General features: G+C 66.1%; 14 protein-coding genes. 8 read left to right on the top strand and 6 right to left on the bottom strand.

Translation table 11 applies throughout. From position 1 onward, the window contains the following. The first annotated feature begins 6 nt into the window (after positions 1-6). A complete protein-coding gene (locus DEI96_RS03015) occupies positions 7-645 on the top strand; it encodes a TetR/AcrR family transcriptional regulator (RefSeq protein WP_111024277.1) in 639 nt (212 codons plus the stop codon). Between the two features lie 177 nt (positions 646-822). On the opposite strand, the gene DEI96_RS03020 is transcribed toward DEI96_RS03015, so the two are convergent. After that, positions 823-2106 (bottom strand): PP2C family protein-serine/threonine phosphatase, encoded by a 1284-nt coding sequence (locus tag DEI96_RS03020; RefSeq protein WP_146246939.1) that lies wholly within the window; start codon positions 2104-2106, stop codon positions 823-825. A gap of 74 nt (positions 2107-2180) precedes the next feature. Then, complete coding sequence (locus DEI96_RS03025; RefSeq protein ID WP_111024275.1) at positions 2181-2903, bottom strand: CPBP family glutamic-type intramembrane protease; 723 nt, start codon at positions 2901-2903, stop codon at positions 2181-2183. Positions 2904-3055: 152 nt separating this feature from the next. Here DEI96_RS03025 and DEI96_RS03030 point away from each other — a divergent pair, with 152 nt between their 5' ends. From DEI96_RS03030 to DEI96_RS03045, 4 genes are all read left to right on the top strand, one after another. Beyond that, the gene (locus DEI96_RS03030; RefSeq protein ID WP_111024274.1) at positions 3056-4507 is read left to right on the top strand and encodes a tyrosine-protein kinase domain-containing protein; all 1452 of its coding nucleotides are present in this window, start codon (positions 3056-3058) and stop codon (positions 4505-4507) included. Between the two features lie 78 nt (positions 4508-4585). Next, a complete protein-coding gene (locus DEI96_RS03035) occupies positions 4586-5470 on the top strand; it encodes a beta propeller repeat protein (protein WP_111024273.1) in 885 nt (294 codons plus the stop codon). Further along, positions 5454-6950 carry a sugar transferase gene (locus tag DEI96_RS03040; protein WP_111024272.1) on the top strand — a complete coding sequence of 499 codons (1497 nt, stop codon included), beginning with the start codon at positions 5454-5456 and terminating at the stop codon, positions 6948-6950. Before DEI96_RS03035 ends, DEI96_RS03040 begins: the two co-directional genes overlap by 17 nt. A gap of 121 nt (positions 6951-7071) precedes the next feature. Further along, positions 7072-8235, top strand: a complete 1164-nt coding sequence (locus tag DEI96_RS03045; RefSeq protein WP_111024271.1) for an O-antigen ligase family protein — start codon at positions 7072-7074, stop codon at positions 8233-8235. 928 nt (positions 8236-9163) lie between these two features. On the opposite strand, the gene DEI96_RS03050 is transcribed toward DEI96_RS03045, so the two are convergent. The 4 genes from DEI96_RS03050 to DEI96_RS03065 form a co-directional block, all read right to left on the bottom strand. Continuing rightward, positions 9164-10327 carry a glycosyltransferase family 4 protein gene (locus DEI96_RS03050; protein WP_111024270.1) on the bottom strand — a complete coding sequence of 388 codons (1164 nt, stop codon included), beginning with the start codon at positions 10325-10327 and terminating at the stop codon, positions 9164-9166. Further along, positions 10320-11654: an MATE family efflux transporter gene (locus DEI96_RS03055; protein ID WP_111024269.1), complete on the bottom strand. Its 1335-nt coding sequence runs from the start codon at positions 11652-11654 to the stop codon at positions 10320-10322. The genes DEI96_RS03050 and DEI96_RS03055 overlap by 8 nt, the downstream gene beginning before the upstream one ends. Beyond that, the gene (locus DEI96_RS03060) at positions 11651-12838 is read right to left on the bottom strand and encodes a glycosyltransferase (RefSeq protein WP_349814988.1); all 1188 of its coding nucleotides are present in this window, start codon (positions 12836-12838) and stop codon (positions 11651-11653) included. Before DEI96_RS03060 ends, DEI96_RS03055 begins: the two co-directional genes overlap by 4 nt. Positions 12839-13537: 699 nt before the next feature. After that, complete coding sequence (locus DEI96_RS03065; protein WP_146246938.1) at positions 13538-14458, bottom strand: glycosyltransferase family 2 protein; 921 nt, start codon at positions 14456-14458, stop codon at positions 13538-13540. 208 nt (positions 14459-14666) lie between these two features. Here DEI96_RS03065 and DEI96_RS03070 point away from each other — a divergent pair, with 208 nt between their 5' ends. From DEI96_RS03070 to DEI96_RS03080, 3 genes are read left to right on the top strand one after another with little or no spacing between them, the layout of a single operon-like run. After that, a complete protein-coding gene (locus tag DEI96_RS03070) occupies positions 14667-16055 on the top strand; it encodes a glycosyltransferase family 4 protein (RefSeq protein ID WP_258372910.1) in 1389 nt (462 codons plus the stop codon). Then, positions 16052-17080 (top strand): GDP-mannose 4,6-dehydratase, encoded by a 1029-nt coding sequence (gmd, locus tag DEI96_RS03075; RefSeq protein WP_071250482.1) that lies wholly within the window; start codon positions 16052-16054, stop codon positions 17078-17080. The genes DEI96_RS03070 and gmd overlap by 4 nt, the downstream gene beginning before the upstream one ends. Continuing rightward, on the top strand, positions 17080-18051 hold the full coding sequence (locus DEI96_RS03080) for a GDP-L-fucose synthase family protein (RefSeq protein WP_111024266.1): 972 nt from the start codon (positions 17080-17082) through the stop codon (positions 18049-18051). Before gmd ends, DEI96_RS03080 begins: the two co-directional genes overlap by 1 nt. The last annotated feature ends 30 nt before the right edge of the window (positions 18052-18081 follow it).

The following is an 18081-nucleotide window of genomic DNA, read 5'->3' on the forward strand; positions in this document are numbered from 1 at the left end:
GTATGCATGCACATCGAAACGCCGCCGGTGACCACCCCCGACGACCCCTCCCTGCGGGGCGAGGTCATCCACGGGATGATCACGGCGCTGCGTTCCCGTCCGCTGCACGAGGTGACCCCCGACGTCGTCGCGGCTGCGGCCGGGGTGGACACCGACGTCGTCGGCCGCACGTTCCCGAGCTGGGACGGCCTGCTGCTGGCGACCATCGACCGGTGGAACGAGGACCGCACCGTGCCGCTCATGCCCCTGGCCGAGCAGCACGGCACCATCCGGTTCCTGCGCGCGATTGTCACCGCGAACGTGGCCGACCCGTCGCTGATGCGGTTCCTGACGGCGACGCTGAACATCGCGGCATCGCCCGAGCACCCGCTCGCGCCGATGCTGCACGCCCGGTGGCGACGGTTCCACGCCTTCGTGCAGCACGCCCTGGAGCGCGACGTGCTGCTCGGGCGCGAGCCGAGCACGATGGAACCGGCCCGCGGCTCGGAGCAGCTGCTCGCGACCTACGAGGGGCTGCAGCTGCAGTCCATGGTGCGACCGGAGATGGACCTGCTCGAGGCCTTCGACCGCGCCGTGACGCGCCTGCGCGAGGGCTGGTCCCGCGCGTACGTGCCGCCCGTCTGGGACCTCGCCCGGGTCGGATGACCCTCCGGGTGGCTCGTCGGGCCGCCCCCACAGACCGAGGACGCTAGGGCGTCCGAGGGCAGACGCTCACCGTCTGCACGCGTCGCCGCACGATTCGGGTTCGAGCGGCGGCGCGTACCAATCGCCGCGAGACGACCGTGCATTCCCCACTGGTCGCCGGTCGCTCGTTCCGCGCCGTCACTCCGCGTGCATCGCGAGCGGTCGCTCGGTGTCCACCTCGACCGGCTGCCGGCGGATCGCGATCACCGTGACGTCGTCGTCGTGCGGCACCTCGTCGGCGCGGGCCGACAGCGCGAGGACGACCGCATGCGGGTCGCGGCCGGCGCGGGCGATCGCGGCGACGGACTCGATCGTGTCGTCCAGGTCGTCGTACAGGTCGAGCACGCCGTCGCTGAACGAGACGAGCAGGTCGCCCGGTTCGAGGGTGCCGTCGGTCGTCGCCCACTCCTCGCGGATGCCGAGCCCGAGCGGCATGTCGCCGGAGCGCAGCCGGTCGACGTGTCCGTCGGCCCGCAGGACGAAGCTCAGCCCGTGCCCGGCATCGGCCCACTGGAGGGTGCCGTCGTCGGAGATCCGGGCGTGGAACAGCGTGGTGAAGGCGAGATCGGGTCCGACACCCTCGGCGGTGAGCCCGTCGGAGGCCCGCTTCAGTGCCTCGCCGGGGTCCTCGACGGTCCGGGCGCTGCGCAGGGTCGCGCGCACCGCGGCCGCGATCAGCCCCGCGCCGACGCCCTTGCCCATGACGTCACCGAGGCTCACCGCCACGCCGGTCGGCGTCGGGTACCAGTCGAAGAAGTCCCCGCCGACGCTCCGGGCCGGCAGGCAGGCACCCGCGACGACGACGTCCTCGGTGATGCGGCCGGTCGTCGTCGGGAGCAGGGACCGCTGCACCGCGGCTGCCCGGTCGATCTCGGCGCGGACCTTGCCCTCACGTGCCTCGGCGGACCGCAGACTCCGTCGGGCCCGGCGGGAGAGCTCGTGCACGACGACGGCGACGGTGCCGAACACGACGACGAGGATGCCCAGACGGACGAGTTCACCCGCGCCGGGCGCGTCGGACGGGGTCAGGACGTAGGGGGCGAGGATCACGACCACGATGCCCGCGATCGCGAAGAGCACGGTGCGACGGCCCTCGAGCGACGCCCACCAGACCACGGGGAGCACCACGATCGCCGTGAACAGCGAGGAGCCGGAGCCCGTCCCGGTGCGCAGCAGCGCGATCGTCAGGAAGTCGACGGTGAGCAGGACCGGCACCACCCAGGCCGCGCGGCGCACGAGTGCGGGGATCGCGCTCATCAGCGTCGCGACCACGACGCCCACCACACTCGCGACGAACAGGTGGTGCTGGGTGATCGGCAGCGTCGGCATCACGACGCTCAGGAACGCCGACAGCGCCAACAGGCCGCTGATCGGAGCCTGACGGACGAGAGGGTTGTCGACGATGCTGGTTGGGCGAGTCATGCTCAGTGCAGGCTAGTGGTCCGCGCTGCCGAGCGACCGCCCCTGACCCGATCTGGGGACGCAGCCCTGGCCGCTCAGCGCGGCCAGGTGGCGACGACCGCGACCGCGTTGAACAGCACGTGCGCCAGGATCGCGCCGCCGATGCGGTCGGTCATCGCGACGAGCGTGCCGGTGAGCAGGCCGAGCAGGAACGTCGTGACGAACACCTGGAACCCCCCGAGCGACGTGCCACCCGCACCGAGCAGCAGGTGGAGCAGCGCGAACAGGAACGCCGTGACCAGCACCGCGAGGAACCGGGTGCGGGGCGTGAGCTCGGCGGCGAGCCGGCGCTGGAACAGCCCGCGGAACACCACTTCTTCGAGCACCGGACTGACGACCACGATGCCGATCGCCGACACGAGCAGCAGCCCGACGTCCGGTGTGCCGAGGGACGGTGCGGGGACCAGCCCGGTCGTCCCGGTGAACGCGAGTGACATGACGACGTCCACCGCGCGGCACACGATCACGATGCCGATCGCGAAGACCACGATCCCCAGGTCGAGCCGCAGCCGCGACACCATCGCCGCACGCGGCGTCCGACGGAGCACCACGGCTGCCGCGACGACGAGTGGCACCCACACGGCGGCGTCCGCGGCGAGCACCTGCAGGACCGGCGAGGGGATGCCCCCAGTCCGGGTGACCTGTCCGACGATCCTGGTCAGGATCACGGCGACGCCGAGCGCGACGAGGATGACGATGAGGTCCCGCTGTCGCCGCACGCTGGGCTCGGTGGTGGTCGTGGCCGGCTCGGAGCGCATGGGGCCACCGTAGAGGACACCGCGCGGCGGATGGCGACTTCCCCCGAGCAGGACTCAAACCTGTGACACTATTTGTATGCCGTGCGCCGGGAGTACCCCGGCGTGCCTGTGTCGGGACCACAGGGACGGTTCGGATCGGGGAAGGCAAAGGCGTGGAACTCCGCGACTACATCACGGTGCTCCGCAAGGGTTGGGTACTCATCGTCGTGCTCGCCCTGGTGGGAGTGGCCGCAGCCGCAGGGTTCTCCCTGCTGAAGAAGCCGGTCTACTCGGCATCGGCGCAGGTCTTCGTCTCCACGGAGACGTCCGGCAGCGCCAGTGACCTGGCGCAGGGCAACACGTTCACCCAGCAGCGGGTGCTGACGTACTCGAACCTGGTGTCGACGCCGATCGTGCTGCTGCCGGTCATCTCGTCGCTCAAGCTCGACATGAACGCGGACCAGCTCGCGACGATGGTGTCGGCGACGGCGCCGACGAGCACCACCCTCATCGCCATCTCGGTGGAGAGCACCGACCCGGTGCAGGCCGCGGACATCGCCAACGCGACCTCGCAGAGCCTGACCAACGTCGTGCAGGACATCGAGGCCACCGATGCGAGCGGCAAGAGCACGGTCAAGCTCACCCGCGTGAAGCAGGCCGACGTGCCGAGCGTCCCGGTCAGCCCGAACGTGCCCGTCAACGTGGCGCTCGGGCTGCTCGTCGGGCTCGCCCTGGGCATCGGGATCGCCGTGCTGCGCGAGACCCTGGACAACCGGATCCGCACCGAGATCGACGTCGAGAAGATCAGCGACAAGCCGGTCGTCGGCGGGATCGCCTACGACGCCAAGGCCGCCGAACGCCCCCTCATCGTGCAGGTCGACCCGCGCAGCCCCCGTGCCGAGTCGTTCCGCACGCTCCGCACCAACCTGCAGTTCCTCGACATCGGCAGCGGTGCCCGCACCTTCGTCATGACGTCGTCTATGCAGTCCGAGGGCAAGAGCACCACCGTCGCGAACCTGGCGATCGCCCTGGACAGCGCCGGGTTCCGCGTCATCCTGATCGACGCCGACCTGCGCCGCCCCCGCGTCGCTGAGTACATGGACGTCGAGAGCAACGCCGGTCTGACCGACGTGCTGATCGGTCGCGCCGACCTGGAGGACGTCGCCCACCCCTGGGGACGCGGCAAGCTCGTCGTCCTGCCCGCCGGCCAGATCCCGCCGAACCCGTCCGAGCTGCTCGGCTCGCGCGCGATGCAGGACCTGATCGAGTTGCTCGAGCAGCAGTTCGACTACGTCCTGTTCGACGCACCGCCGCTGCTGCCCGTCACCGACGCGGCGATCCTGGCCAAGAAGGCCTCCGGCGCGATCGTCGCGGTCGCCTCGGGACAGACGCTGAAGGGCCAGCTCGCCGCTGCCGTCGCAACCCTCGAGAACGTCGGCGCCCCGATCTCCGGTTTCGTCATCACGAAGATGCCGGTCAAGGGCCCGGGGGCGTACGGATACGGCCGATACGGCTACGGCTACAGCTACGGCCAGGACGAGGACGACAACACGGTGACCACGTCGACGCGCCCGCCGAAGCGCACCGGCAAGAAGCTGAGCGTCTTGCGTCGCGCAGGACGCTGAACGGAGTCGAGGGACATGGACACTCGCCGGGGGACCCGAAGCCTCGGACGTGCACTGCCACGGACCACACTGATCATCGTGGCCGCCGTGGTGGTGGCGCTCGTCGTCGTCGACGTCGTGCTCGTTTCACTCGCCCTCGGCCGAACCGCGCCCGAACAGAACGGACCAGCCGGCCCCATCCCCACCTTCACGAGGTCACCCGACTCGAGCGAGACGCCGCGGTCGAGTGCGTCCGCTGACGCAGACGCCGCCTCCACCAAGCAGCAGGGTCGCCGCCTGTTGGCAGCGGTCGACGGCCAGGAGGCGTGGCGCGCGTCCGGTGGGTCGTGCGACGGCCCGCGGCCGGTGCTGGAACACTCCGTGGACGGCGGGGCGACGTGGGTCCCGGTGGGACTCGGGACGGATGTCGGATCGCTCATGGCGATCCGGGCCTCCAGTGCGGAGCTCTCGATCCTGGCTGGAGTCGGCGACGACTGCACCACGACGGCGCGGACCAGCACCGACGCCGGCGTGACGTGGGAAGCCGGGGCGCCCGGCGCCGCCGGCGCCGGCATCAGCACCGACGGTGTCGTGCTCGCGAGCGGGACGGAGCAGTCGCCGTGCGGCGACCCCATCGACGCGTTCCAGGGTGAGAAGACCGCGGTCGTCATCTGCGACGGCCAGCTCGAGTGGCGCACCGGCGATGCCGCCTGGGTCGACGTGCCGATGGGTGGCGTCCGTTCGATCGGCGTCGACGGTGGCAACTACACGCTCGCCCGCGTCGGTGCAGCAGCGTGCGACGGCGTGCAGATCGAGACCATGTCCGCGTCGGACGTGACGCCCTCGTCGTCCACCACGCCGATCGGCTGTGCCGACGGCGCGGACACCGACAACACCGTCACCATCGACCGTGCCGGCCAGGACGTGTGGCTGTGGGACGGTAGGACCGTGCGGGTCTCGTCGGACGGTGGCGCGACGTGGTGACCGGGTCGTCCTCGTGACGACGGATGCGCTCCGCGCACCGCGCGCCGTCGGCGCCACCGACGAGTGGAGCCGCAAGTACTCGCGCCGCGTGCTGTTCACCGACCTGCTGGCCCTGATCTGGGTGGTCTTCGGGGTGCAGATCGCCTGGCTCGGGCTCGAGTCGAACCTGGCGACGAACACCGCCGACCTGCGGCTGAGTTACTTCGCCATCTCCATCGTCGTGATCGTCGTGTGGATGAGCGCACTCGCCCTGTACGACACCCGCGGTGCGCGGGTGATCGGCGTCGGCAGCACCGAGTACCGCCTGGTCGCGGACTCCAGCGTCCGCGTGTTCGGCCTGCTCGCGATCGCGGCGTTCCTGCTGCACGTCGACCTGGCCCGCGGCTACGTGCTCATCGCGTTCCCGATCGGGATCCTCGTCCTCCTGCTGTCGCGGTGGATCTGGCGACAGTGGCTCGTGGCCCAGCGTCAGCAGGGCGCCTACTCGGCGACCGTGCTGCTCGTCGGGTCTCCGGCCAGCGTGCTGCACATCGGCCGCGAACTCGCACGTTCCCCCGAAGCCGGCTACCGCGTGGTCGGGGCGGTCGTGTCGACGAACCACCGAGGTCTGTTGGCGGGTTCGACCATCCAGAGTCACGGCGGCTTCGACGACGTCGGCTCCGCGCTGCGCGAGACCGGCGCCGACACCGTCGTGATCACGAGTTCCGACGACCTGCCGCCGGAGCGCGTCCGGGAACTCAGCTGGTCGCTCGAGCCGGGCAGGCAGCACCTGGTGGTCGCGCCGAGCCTGACCGACATCGGTGGTCCCCGCATCCACACCCGGCCGGTGCAGGGCCTGCCGCTCATCCACGTCGAGACACCGACGTACTCCGGCCGCAAGCTCTACACGAAGCGGGCCTTCGACCTCGTCGGCGCGGCGCTGCTCGTCGTCGTCCTGTCGCCGCTGCTGCTCGTGCTCGCCGTGCTGGTGAAGACCACCTCGACCGGTCCGGTCTTCTTCCACCAGGAGCGCGTCGGTCTGAACGGCAGCACCTTCCGGATGATCAAGTTCCGCTCGATGGTCGTCGACGCCGAGGAACGCCTGCAGGAGCTCAGCGCACTCGACCGGGCCGAGGGCAACGACGTCTTGTTCAAGATGCGGAACGATCCCCGGGTCACCCGGGTCGGCGGGTTCATGCGCCGCTACAGCCTTGACGAGGTGCCGCAGCTGTTCAACGTCCTGGCCGGCAGCATGTCCCTCGTCGGACCCCGACCGCCGCTGGCGCGTGAGGTCGCCCGCTACGACACCCACGTCCACCGTCGGTTCCTGGTGAAGCCCGGCATGACCGGCCTGTGGCAGGTGAGCGGTCGATCCGACCTGTCGTGGGAGGATTCCGTGCGGCTCGATCTGTACTACGTGGAGAACTGGTCTATTACCGGCGACCTCATCATCTTGTGGCGAACTGCGCGCACAGTGCTGAGCTCCCAGGGGGCCTACTGATGGGGAGGATCGAGGTCAAGTGACGGGTCAGATCAGGGTCGCCTCGCGCGGTGATTCAGTAGGGGCGGGACTAGGGCGCCCCTTCCCGAGAGCAGAATCCCCTACCGGGATAGTCCACTTCTTGACGACTGCGGCTGCGCTGACTTCGAGCTGGAGCGCCGTCCGCGTTGCGGGGGTCACCTTCACCGACATCTGCCTCATTGTCGGCGCCCTGCTGGCGCTGCTGTCCTCTGGGTCCCGGATTGCGCTACTCAAGGGCTGGATGGTACTTCCGGCACTCCTGGGACTGGTTTTCATGGCACGCGATGTCGTCGTGTTCGGTCGGCCTGTCAACGGGACGCCCGACGCGATCGAGGGCATCAGCCCGTCGCAAATGTTGCTCCGGATTGCGCTGTCCACCTTCTGCATATCAGTGTTGTGCGTCGTCCTGACGAAACATGGCCGCCGAGGTGTGCAAGGAATCATCGGTTGGTGGCTGTTCGGCATCGCCATCAGTGCCGTGTACGCACTGGGCCAGAGCGCAGGCGTCGTCGCCGCCGGGGATCTCGTTCAACTGAACGGCACGTCACGCTTCGCTGGGCTTACGAGTCATCCGAATGCCCTGGCCCAGACTCTCGTGTTGGCGATTCCGTTCGCGTTGCTTGTGCCGCCGAAGCCCCGATTTGGTCCAGTGGTGTTGCGTATCCTCGGGCTCGCGTTGTGTGGTGCGGCTTTGTACCAGTCCGGGTCACGGGCTGGATTGTTGGCCGGCTTCGCAGCGCTTCTGCTTTGCGGGTGCATCGTAGCTAAGCGTGCTCACGCCCTAAGGTGGGTTCTCCCACTCGTTCTGCTCGCGACTGCGGCAGCGGCGGTGTACGGACCGAGACTCATCGCAGGAACTCGTTTCGCATCCGATTCGGGTTCGACCGCGAGCGATAGCGCGCGCGTTCAGGCCCTGAGTGAGGGATGGGATGCGTTCCTTGCTCATCCCTTGGGCGGTGCTGGCTTAGGCGTCTGGGTCGGCGAGCTGGCTCCACTGGTGCTGCTCGTGTCCGGCGGCGTCCTGTTCTTGGCGGTCTACACGATCTTCGTCTTGAAGCCGATCGCCGCGATGCTCGAGCACCGATCAGACTTCGTCGTGATGGCCTGCGTGCTCTCGGCCGCGCTCGTCCTAGTGCTCGGTCTCCTAAACAACGGTTTTACTGAGCGCTACACATTCTGGCCCGCACTGCTCGGCTACAGCCTGGTCCTTGTCATCGACTCTCAGCAGAAGACGAAGGAGCATGCGGATCCGCCGCTAGCGTGAGGCACCGTATTCCCGACAGATTCACCCGGCTGGATCGCAAACAGGTGCGCAGTCCCATTGGACTCCTGCGGGTCGGCCGACTCATTGGTTTGGGCCGCGAGTGCGACCCGTGGCTTGATGGTTGCTTCGCAGTCGACGGGCGACAACTTGCCTAGCCCGCGCTCTCGACAATTCCGGTGGTCAGTGCCCTCGATCCAGTGCACGACCGCGCGGCACAGCTGCCCCCCCCCGGTTCAGGACGTCCTTCTTCATCAACGCAAAGAAGCACTCCATCGTCGGGCCGTCTGAGTACGCGCCGACCCGATTCATCGACCCCAGGAACTCGCCGCCGGAGAGCCCTCGGACGAACTTCTGGGGTCGAAACTGGCTGCCTCCGTCCGAGTGGACCCGCGCTCGTGATGGGTTCCGTCGCGAGGTCGCCATCTACAGCGCAGCGAAACCGAGCAAGAATCGCATCCATGAGCCGACCGATTAGCCCACGATACGTCGGGCGCGCGCGTCTTTGACGTGCCTCCAGCGCTTGCCTCGCCAGTGTTGTGCTTGGTGGTGTCGGCCAACCAGCGCCGATTCAGGTCCTGCGCGATGAAGGCCCGATGAACCAGGTCCTTGTGCGCGGGTGGCACCGCGTCCTGCCCAAGTGCTGTCTCTTCGCGTGCAGTGACCAGAGCCGCTGTTGCGGGCTCAGCCGCCGTGCGCGCCGTTCCGACACGAGGTGACTGGCAGCGCGTAGGCCGTCGGCGATGAACCGCTGCCCGTACGTCGGGGCGTCGCGGTGCGCATTTACCACGGCGTTGATCGGCCGCGCGTTCTGCCGATCGAGATGGCTTACCGGCTCTTCCGTTAGGCATGGAACGCCTGTTTGGAGTCATAGGCCAGGAGTCAAGATACCCGCAGTAGTCTCTTGCCGAGTGGTCCGGCCTTTGTTACGTCACTTCGCATCGGACGGCCTTAGAGTTGATGGAAGGACACCCTGTTCCTTGAGGTGAGTAATGAAGTTAGCGGCCATCGCCTCCACGCTGTAGAGGGCGCCACTTTCCCACGTACGTGCGCGGAATTCCAGCAGCCGATCTTTGTCGTTAACGAGCTTGATGATGGCATTCGCATACTCGACCTCGGAGTCCCCGGAGCGGATTGAGTTCGACGAGTTGAGGTATTCGGCCTCCGGCGCATGGAAGGGCCAGTCGGTGGTGATGATCGGGAGCCCGAGGGCCACAGCATCGACGGCCACGAGCCCGACCCGGCCGGGCATCAGCAGGATGTCGGACACTGACGAGAACCGGACTAGCTGCTCCTGGTCGAGCCGTGGGACAACTCGGACATTGCGCCGACGGTGTGCTTCGGAGGAGACGAACTCCTGCAGTGGCCCTGACCCCGCTATCACCGCGGTGAAGTCCGGCACATCCGCGACGATGCGGTCAATGGCCCTGAAAAGGAAGTCCATACGCTTCGCCTCGATAAACGCGCCCACGAAGAGTCCGACCGGCCCACGTGGTATCTCCTGAGCGTGCCGGAACTCTTCCACGTCCGCCGAGGAAAAGTTTGCTCGCATCCGACGTAGTGTCGCAGTATCTGTGGCATTGAATACCGGGCAGATTCGTTTCCGTGGGACACCCATGGACTCGACGGCGGCGACGGCGCTCGGAGTGTAGACGAACACGCCCTGCGCACGTCGGGCCATCGCGGTTTTTATGGCTTTCCCAAGGTGATTCTCCTTGTTCACGTAGGAGCGACCATGCCCCCAAAGGAACGTCTTCGTCCTACTCAGGAACAGGAGAATGATTGCGTCCAACGCAGTAGCGGAGAACGGTGCGACGACCGCGCGTGCCCCTCGGGCTCGTCTCCAAACGCGGCGGAGAGCGAGAGTGCGGCCGAATACCCGAAGCTGCAGCTGCGGCACCTCCACGCTCCACGGACCCGTACGAGCGCTCCCCACCTTGCGCATCTCGGCATCGGGTCGCCCATGCCAAACCTCTAGCTCGAAACCTTCGGCAGCGACCTGGCGGGCCAGTTCGTCGAAGAAGGGCACGCGGTAGTCCGGTACGTACGGTTGAGAGACTGCGACCAGGCGTCTTTCGACCTTCCGGTCAGCCATCAGTGATTCTCCGATCGGATTCTCGAGTGTTGTTAAGGGCAGTCATCGCGCCACGCTCGGTGGACTGATCGGTGAGCGGTGCTGAGGTGGGATCCTCGATGGAGATTTTCCGGAGACGCCGCGCTGCAGGTATGCCCAGGATCAGCGGATAACAAACAGCGCTTGCGGCAAAGCCGGCCACGAGGCTGGCGTCGACTCCGCCCATTGCGAAACCGATGAGGAAGCCGACCCAGGACGCTCCAACGAGGAGTGCTCTGGTTGTGGTGACCAGCGTGTGATGTCCGAGCAGTCGAAGGGTCACGCCCTGTATGCCAGCCCAGCCGGAACTGATTGCGACCGAGCCTACGAGCAGCAACCCAATCTGCAGTGCCGAGGACTGCACGCCGGATGGACTGATGCCGAACAATTGCACAGTCAGAACAATACCTGCGACCACGACCGCGGACATGATGATTAATCGCGTCGACAGCTGCCGGCCCCGGCGAAGGAGCGATGCGGTACTCCGGTGCGAATCTCGGGTTGCCCCGTCGGCGATGAAGTTCGCCGAGGTCGCAGCGAAGATGAGGTTCATGGGGCCGAGAAGGGTCTGGGCGAACCGGAAGCCTCCAACGAGCTGTGATGCGCCGAGTCCGCCCAGGATGAACATGGGAATCGTGGCGTTTAGCTGTCCGACCGCGAACTCGAGGAACTGGAGTCGGGCCTGGTGGCGGTATGCCCTATAGGGGGTCCAATGGGTGATCCGTATGCTCCACAAGCGGGCCCACAACACGATCGCTGACAGGCCAGCGGTAGCCGCGACGATGGCTTGTAGCTGTGCCGCGTCGAACTGCAGCTCGGTGAACTGCAGGAGGACGACCGGGCCGAGCGCGACCAGGCGCACGGCGTCGCCAAGTGCAGCCTGCCAGCGGCGATCGGCTGCAATGAAGCGGCTACGCAACCAGTCGTAGAAGATCGGCATGCCGAAGGTCACCGTTACCAGTGCTAGAGCGTCGAGTGAGCGAACTCCGAAAGCCCAGACCAATGGGGCGCTCAGGGCAGCGATGGCCACGCTAGCAATGAGTCCGTACCTGAAGGGCACGCGGGCGTCAGGATCGGTACGGAGGAGGAACAGGGCCGGTCCTGTCAGGCTCGCCCGCACGAGCCCGACACCGGTTGTATTGATGAGGGTGAGGAGTGAGAAGATCGCGAACTGCCGCGGTGGCAGTACCCCTACTGCGATGACCATCGCCAACGCGCCCGAGACGCTGGAGAACGCTTGAGCGAGCAGAAGCGGATTGTTGGCTGACCGGCGCAGACCGCGCCACACCCTTGCGAGCAGCTGTTTCATCGGACCTGGTGCATGGTTTGCCGGTAGATCGCCTCGAGCTGAGTGGCGACTGCAGGCATCCCGAACTCGGTTCTGACTGCTGTGCGCCCGTTTTCACCCATCCGCGCGCGCTGGGCGGGATCGGCGAGGAGCTGGGCGATCGCTCCCGCCAGAGCCTCCGGGTCGTCTCTGGACACGATGCCTGCTGCATGCCGGCGGACCGCATCGGCCAGGCCACATGACTCCGTGACGACGACCGGCTTCCCGAGGGACATGGCTTCCAAGACGGTCATACCGAACGGCTCGTCTACGGCTGGGAGGACGTAGACGTCGCAGCGAGCCATGCGGTCCAGTGTTTGTGACGGGTCAACGGGTCCTTCCCAAGACGTCGCGCTCGTCTGGTGATTGATAGCGCGCTGTACGGCTGTGGCCTCGCCCTCGTCTGGTCCAACGAGCGTGAATCTCGTTGACGGGTAAACGCGCTCAAGCCGTTTCGCTGCTTCGACGAAGTACATAGGACGCTTTCGTTCGTGCAAGCGCGCCAGGTACAGCACCTCGGTGGTTCCCGACCAGGCTCCGGTCGGACTGACCGGAGGGCCCTGCTCCGGGACGCCGTTCGGCAGGACCACCGGTTCCGGTAGGGCCGGGGCTACGAGTCGTAGGTCGTCGCGTTCGCGTTCGTTCAGGGCAAGCACGGCGCTGGCTCGTCGGAGCGCTGGTCGCGTTCCCCACGCGTCGATAGGCCCGGCTAACAGCTTCCGGGAATGGTCGATCATGCCATGCGGCTGCACGACGACAGGGATCCCGCTCCTGAGCAGCGTCATCACTGCGGGAAGTGTTACGAGGTCCCGAGCGAGATGAACGTGCGCTACATCGAACTCGGTCCTGTGTCTGACCAGCCACCTGACCATCCCCGGGGCGAACATACCGGCGAACCCCAGACCAGGTAGACGTCTTGCTCGGAACAGTAAGGTTCGAACTCCGTCGGTCATCACCGGAGTCGAGAGGTCGCCAACGCGTGCACCGGCGACGACAGTCACCTGATGGCCCATCTTCTGAAGAGCCTTCGATTGGTTCTGGCAGACCCGCGTCGGTCCCCCGAAAGCGCCGTCGGAGCTGACGAGCGAAACAACGTGTAGGACTCGCATCAGGACCCTCCGGCGTCGTGGTCGCGTAACTCGAAGCGGTGCCCGACCGCCTCGCATCGCGGTCCCTCGACAATGGCATTCGGGGTTACCCGCCCCTGGACAACCGTCATCGGCTTCGCAAGCACTGATTGTCCGATATCAGCGCCACCGAGAACGATGCACCTAGCGGTCAGCCACACTCCGTCGTGAATGCGGATTGGGCTAGTCAGGAGGGCCATGTCGCGACGATGCGCATGGCTGCCGGTCGTTAGGAACGATTCTTGCGAAACCACGACGTTCGCGCCTATACGGATGTGGTCTTGATTGTGGAACCAAGCACCCTCGCCAATCCAACAATTGTCTCCGATGGTCAACTTCCATGGGAAACGAACGCGTGTGCGCGGACGGAACACGACGTTTGAGCCGATCCGTGCGCCGAAAGCCCGTAATGTGCGGACGCGTAGCGAGGAGCTGACCTGCCACGGGTTCGTTACCAGAAGCAACTCCACGGCCCCCCAAAGGTAGACCTTCCATCGCGGCGCGTCCCAGGTCTCACGTTGCCCCGGAGCTTTGCTGAGGTCCACGATCGGGATCCGTGGATCGGGTGAGGCTGAAGCGGTCAATGAAGCTCCCGGGGGACTCTTGTCGTTTGCACCACGTGCAAACCAGCTTCTCGAATATCACATAATTCAGGAGCACACGCCACCAACAGGCCGCGCGCCACAGCGAGGACGCCGGCCGGCGGTGAGGTTGCACCGACGTCGTCGACGGCCAAGGTCAACGTCCCACGTCCTGAACTTCGGTGTCCTTGAGCTCGAGCATCCTCGTGGGGTGCACCGTACCGGCCAGGGTATGACGGACCGCAAGAAGGTTCCCCGAGAGTCGAGAGCGCCTAGACGCAAACCTCGGGGAAGGAACCATTGCCAGGACGAGATTCTTCAGCAATGGTCGCATCATCTCGCGTCCGGTCTGGTTGAAGGACAGCGACCCCTTTTTTCTCAGGTGAAGGGGGTTCGCAATTTGTGAGTACCCGAACCGGCGGTGTGAAGTTCTGCCCCCCGTGTTTGAGCCCCTGTGCGCAACTACGGCGTCTTCGACTCGCACTAATTGTCCACGCGACAGCGCCCGCTTGGCGTAGTCGAGATCCTCGAGCCAGGAATACAGCGGAAGATTCTCGTCGAAGCGCAAGTCTTGGGCGGCTGTCCAACGGACACAGAAATTGCATCCATAGAGGGTGTCGGACTGCGCGACTGCATGCGTGTCCATATTCGGCGCAATGGCGAGCAGGCTATCGGCCAGGGCCTGCTCGCACTCATCAAGAGAATATTCAGTACCGATAGCTGCGCCGTCCAGCACCACTCGGCCTGTGGCAGCCACCGCTTCCGGAGTTGAGTCTAGGGCGCTTATCATATTGCTCATATAGTCGTGGCGCGGGACCGAATCATCATCGAAGAAAAAGACATATGACACCGACGCGGGAATCATGTCGAGCGCTCGGTTGCGTTGGCTCGACGCACCGCGAACGCCAGTGCACACAGTCCAATTCTCCGGCATCTGCATGTCGGGTAAGTCGGAGTTTGCGGGGGCGGAGAGGAAGCCATGGAACTGCGGGGTGCGGGTATCCGCGAGTGTGTTCACGATATCTCGGGCTGCATCTGGGCGGCCCGCAGTTGCAATCACGACGGCTATCGAGGCCATGGTCGTTCTCATTTCATAGGCGGTGTCCAGGAACCCTCGCTGCTGTTCGGAGAGGCAAGGAGCACTGTCATCAGGAGGAGTGAGCGCAGGCTTCGCGAGTCGGTGACAAACCTCGTCGTCGAGCCGCGCCGGACCTCGAGCGCGAGGTCGAGTCCGTTCTGATCGATGGATTCGTGAGGCCTCGTGCTGCGATCCTAAGGTGAGGCTAGTGCCTGCTCGTGGGTTTTTCGAGGCACAGCTACCGGTCCTGGCCGGACGCGTTTGTCCTATCCTGGCAAAGCTGGCTGCCGAGGTCTCCCTGCTGGTGAGCAACTGTTATGTTCACTCGGTGCGCAGACTGTCGTCCGTCTTGCTGATCGGCCTGAACTACCGACCAGAATCGACCGGTATCGCCCCGTATACGTCGGGGTTGGCCACGGAGTTGGCTCGACAGGGTGTTGACGTCCGTGCGATCACCTCTTTCCCGCACTACCCGCAGTGGCGCTTCACCGACGGCGGTGCCCCGTCTGTCTCGACCGCGAGGGAAGCGGGCGTCACCGTTGTGCGCCGGCGCCACCGTCTCCCGAGGCGTCCAGGCGGAGTCTCTCGTGCCCTGTCGGAGTTATCGTTCGGCATTGCTGCCGCATCGACTCGGTTCGGTCGGCCCGACGTTGTGGTCCTCGTGTCGCCGGCTCTGCTGTCGTCAGCCGTAGCGCTCATCAAGGCGCGACTGGTTACGCGGCGGCCAGTGGTGGTCTGGGTGCAGGACCTCTACACGCTAGGCATTCGGGAGTTGGGAGTCGATAAAGTTCGCTTGGCGGAACGAGTCATAGCTGCCATCGAGCGGCGGTGCCTTCGTTCTGCTGACGCTGTGGTCGTCATTCACGAGCGCTTCCGCGATACGGTTGTCGACGAGCTCGGAGTCGATCCGGCAGCCGTCGCGGTCGTACGAAACTGGTCACACCTGGACGACATTGAGGCCATCGACCGTGATGCGGTTCGTGCTGGCTTAGGGTGGGGACGGTCGGACTTCGTCGTCCTGCATGCAGGGAACATGGGCGTGAAGCAGGGGCTCGAAAACGTGATCGACGCCGCACGACTCGCCGCTGCGACTGGCAGTCCCGTGCGTTTTGTGTTGCTGGGAGATGGCAACCAGCGCGAACGCTTGGCTGAAGCGAGCGCGGGGGTGCAGACGATGTCCATGATTGGTTCGCTCTCCGACGACGAGTTCCGGAACGCCATCGGCGCCGCTGACGCGCTGCTAGTGAACGAACGGAGCGGCGTGGCTGGCATGGCGGTCCCGAGCAAGCTCACGTCGTACTTCACCACCGGGCTGCCCGTGATTGCGGCGACCGACCCGGGTAGCGTCACGGAAAGTGAAGTGCTGCTGGCCGGAGCGGGCCCGGTCGTTCCTGCCGGCGACCCACAGGCCTTGCTCGATGCGGCTCTGTCGCTGGCCTCGGATCCGGAGCAAGCCCGGGCGATGGGAGCGAGTGGACGGCGGTTCCGAGCAATGCGTCTCACTCCGCGCGCTTCATTCGATACGTTTACTCAGCTATTGACGACGCTGGCAGATGGTCGCCGTCCGTCTGGCACAAGGGAATCGGGGACTGGTTGACCAAGCGCGCGCTCATCACGGGCATCACCGGACAGGACGGCTCGTACCTGGCCGAGCTGCTCCTTCGTAAGGGGTACGAGGTCCACGGACTCATCCGTCGTGCTTCGACGTTCAACACGTCTCGGATCGACCACCTGTACGTGGACCCGCACAACCCCGACGCCAAGCTGTTCCTGCACTACGGGGACCTCGGTGACGGTGCCAGGCTCGTCAGCCTGCTGAGTGAACTGAAGCCGGACGAGGTCTACAACCTCGCGGCGCAGTCACACGTGCGGGTGTCGTTCGACGAGCCGGAGCACACCGGTGACGTGACCGGTGTCGGCACGATGCGCATGCTCGAGGCGGTTCGCGTGTCCGGCATCCACACGCGCTTCTACCAGGCGTCCTCCTCCGAGATGTTCGGTGCCACCCCGCCGCCGCAGAACGAAGAGACGCCGTTCTGGCCGCGATCTCCGTACGGCGCCGCGAAGGTCTACAGCTACTGGGTGACGCGCAACTACCGCGAGGCCTACGGCATGTTCGCGGTGAACGGCATCCTGTTCAACCACGAGTCACCGCGTCGCGGTGAGACGTTCGTCACCCGGAAGATCACCCGCGCGGTCGCTCGGATCAAGGCCGGCCTCGAGGACCACGTGTACCTCGGCAACCTCGACTCCGTCCGCGACTGGGGGTACGCCGCCGAGTACGTCGAGGGCATGTGGCGGATGCTGCAGGTCGACGAGCCGGACGACTTCGTGCTGGCGACCGGCGGCGACTTCACGGTCAAGGACTTCCTCACCACGGCGTTCTCGCACGCCGGGCTGAACTGGGAAGACCACGTTCGATTCGACGAGCGTTACCTGCGACCGAGCGAGGTGGACGCCCTCGTCGGTGACGCCTCGAAGGCCAAGGAGAAGCTCGGCTGGGAGGCGACGGTCGACACCGCGGAGCTGGCGCGGATCATGGTCGATGCGGACATCTCGGCGCTCGAGCACGAGGGGCGCCCGTGGATCGACAAGGTCCGACTCGAGAGCTGGGGTTCCTGATGTCCACGGCCGACTTCACCCCCGGTCCGATCGACCGGTCCGATCGCGTCTACGTCGCCGGGCATCGCGGCCTGGTCGGCTCGGCGGTTCTCCGCAAGCTCGAGTCGGAGGGATTCACCGACCTGATCGGGCGGACCTCGTCCGAGCTTGACCTGAAGGACCGCAAAGCCGTCTTCGCCTTCTTCGCGGAGCAGCAGCCGAAGCACGTCGTCCTCGCCGCCGCGAAGGTCGGCGGGATCATGGCGAACAACACCTACCCGCACGACTTCCTGAGCGAGAACCTGCAGATCCAGGTCAACGTGATGGACGCCGCGGTGGAGCACGGTGTCGAGCGCCTCGTGTTCCTCGGTTCGTCCTGCATCTACCCGAAGATGGCCGAGCAGCCGATCCACGAGGACGCGCTGCTCACCGGCCACCTGGAGCCCACCAACGACGCCTACGCCATCGCCAAGATCGCCGGCATCCTGCAGGTGCAGGCCGTCCGTCGGCAGTTCGGTCGCCCGTGGATCTCGGCCATGCCGACCAACCTCTACGGCCCGGGTGACAACTTCTCTCCGACCGGGTCCCACGTCCTGCCGGCGCTCATCCGCAGGTACGACGAGGCCGCCCGCAGTGGGACGCCAACGGTGGAGAACTGGGGGACGGGGTCGCCCCGTCGCGAGTTCCTGCACGTCGACGACATGGCGGCTGCGGTGTTCCACCTGATGGAGCACTACGACGGTCCTGACCAGGTCAACGTCGGGACCGGTTCGGACGTCACCATCAAGGAGATCGCCGAGACGATCGGCAAGATCGTCGGGTTCGAAGGCGAGACGGTCTGGGACACCAGCAAGCCCGATGGCACCCCGCAGAAGCTGCTCGACGTGTCGAAGCTGGCGGAAGCCGGATGGACGGCCCAGATCGGCCTCGAAGACGGGCTCCGCAGCACCATCGACTGGTACCGCGAACACGCGGATTCCGTCCGTCAGTGATGGGTGCTGGACCCACGGAACCGTAGGATC

The organism is Curtobacterium sp. MCLR17_031, from assembly GCF_003234775.2.
In the GTDB taxonomy this organism is placed as follows: Bacteria; Actinomycetota; Actinomycetes; order Actinomycetales; family Microbacteriaceae; genus Curtobacterium; species Curtobacterium flaccumfaciens.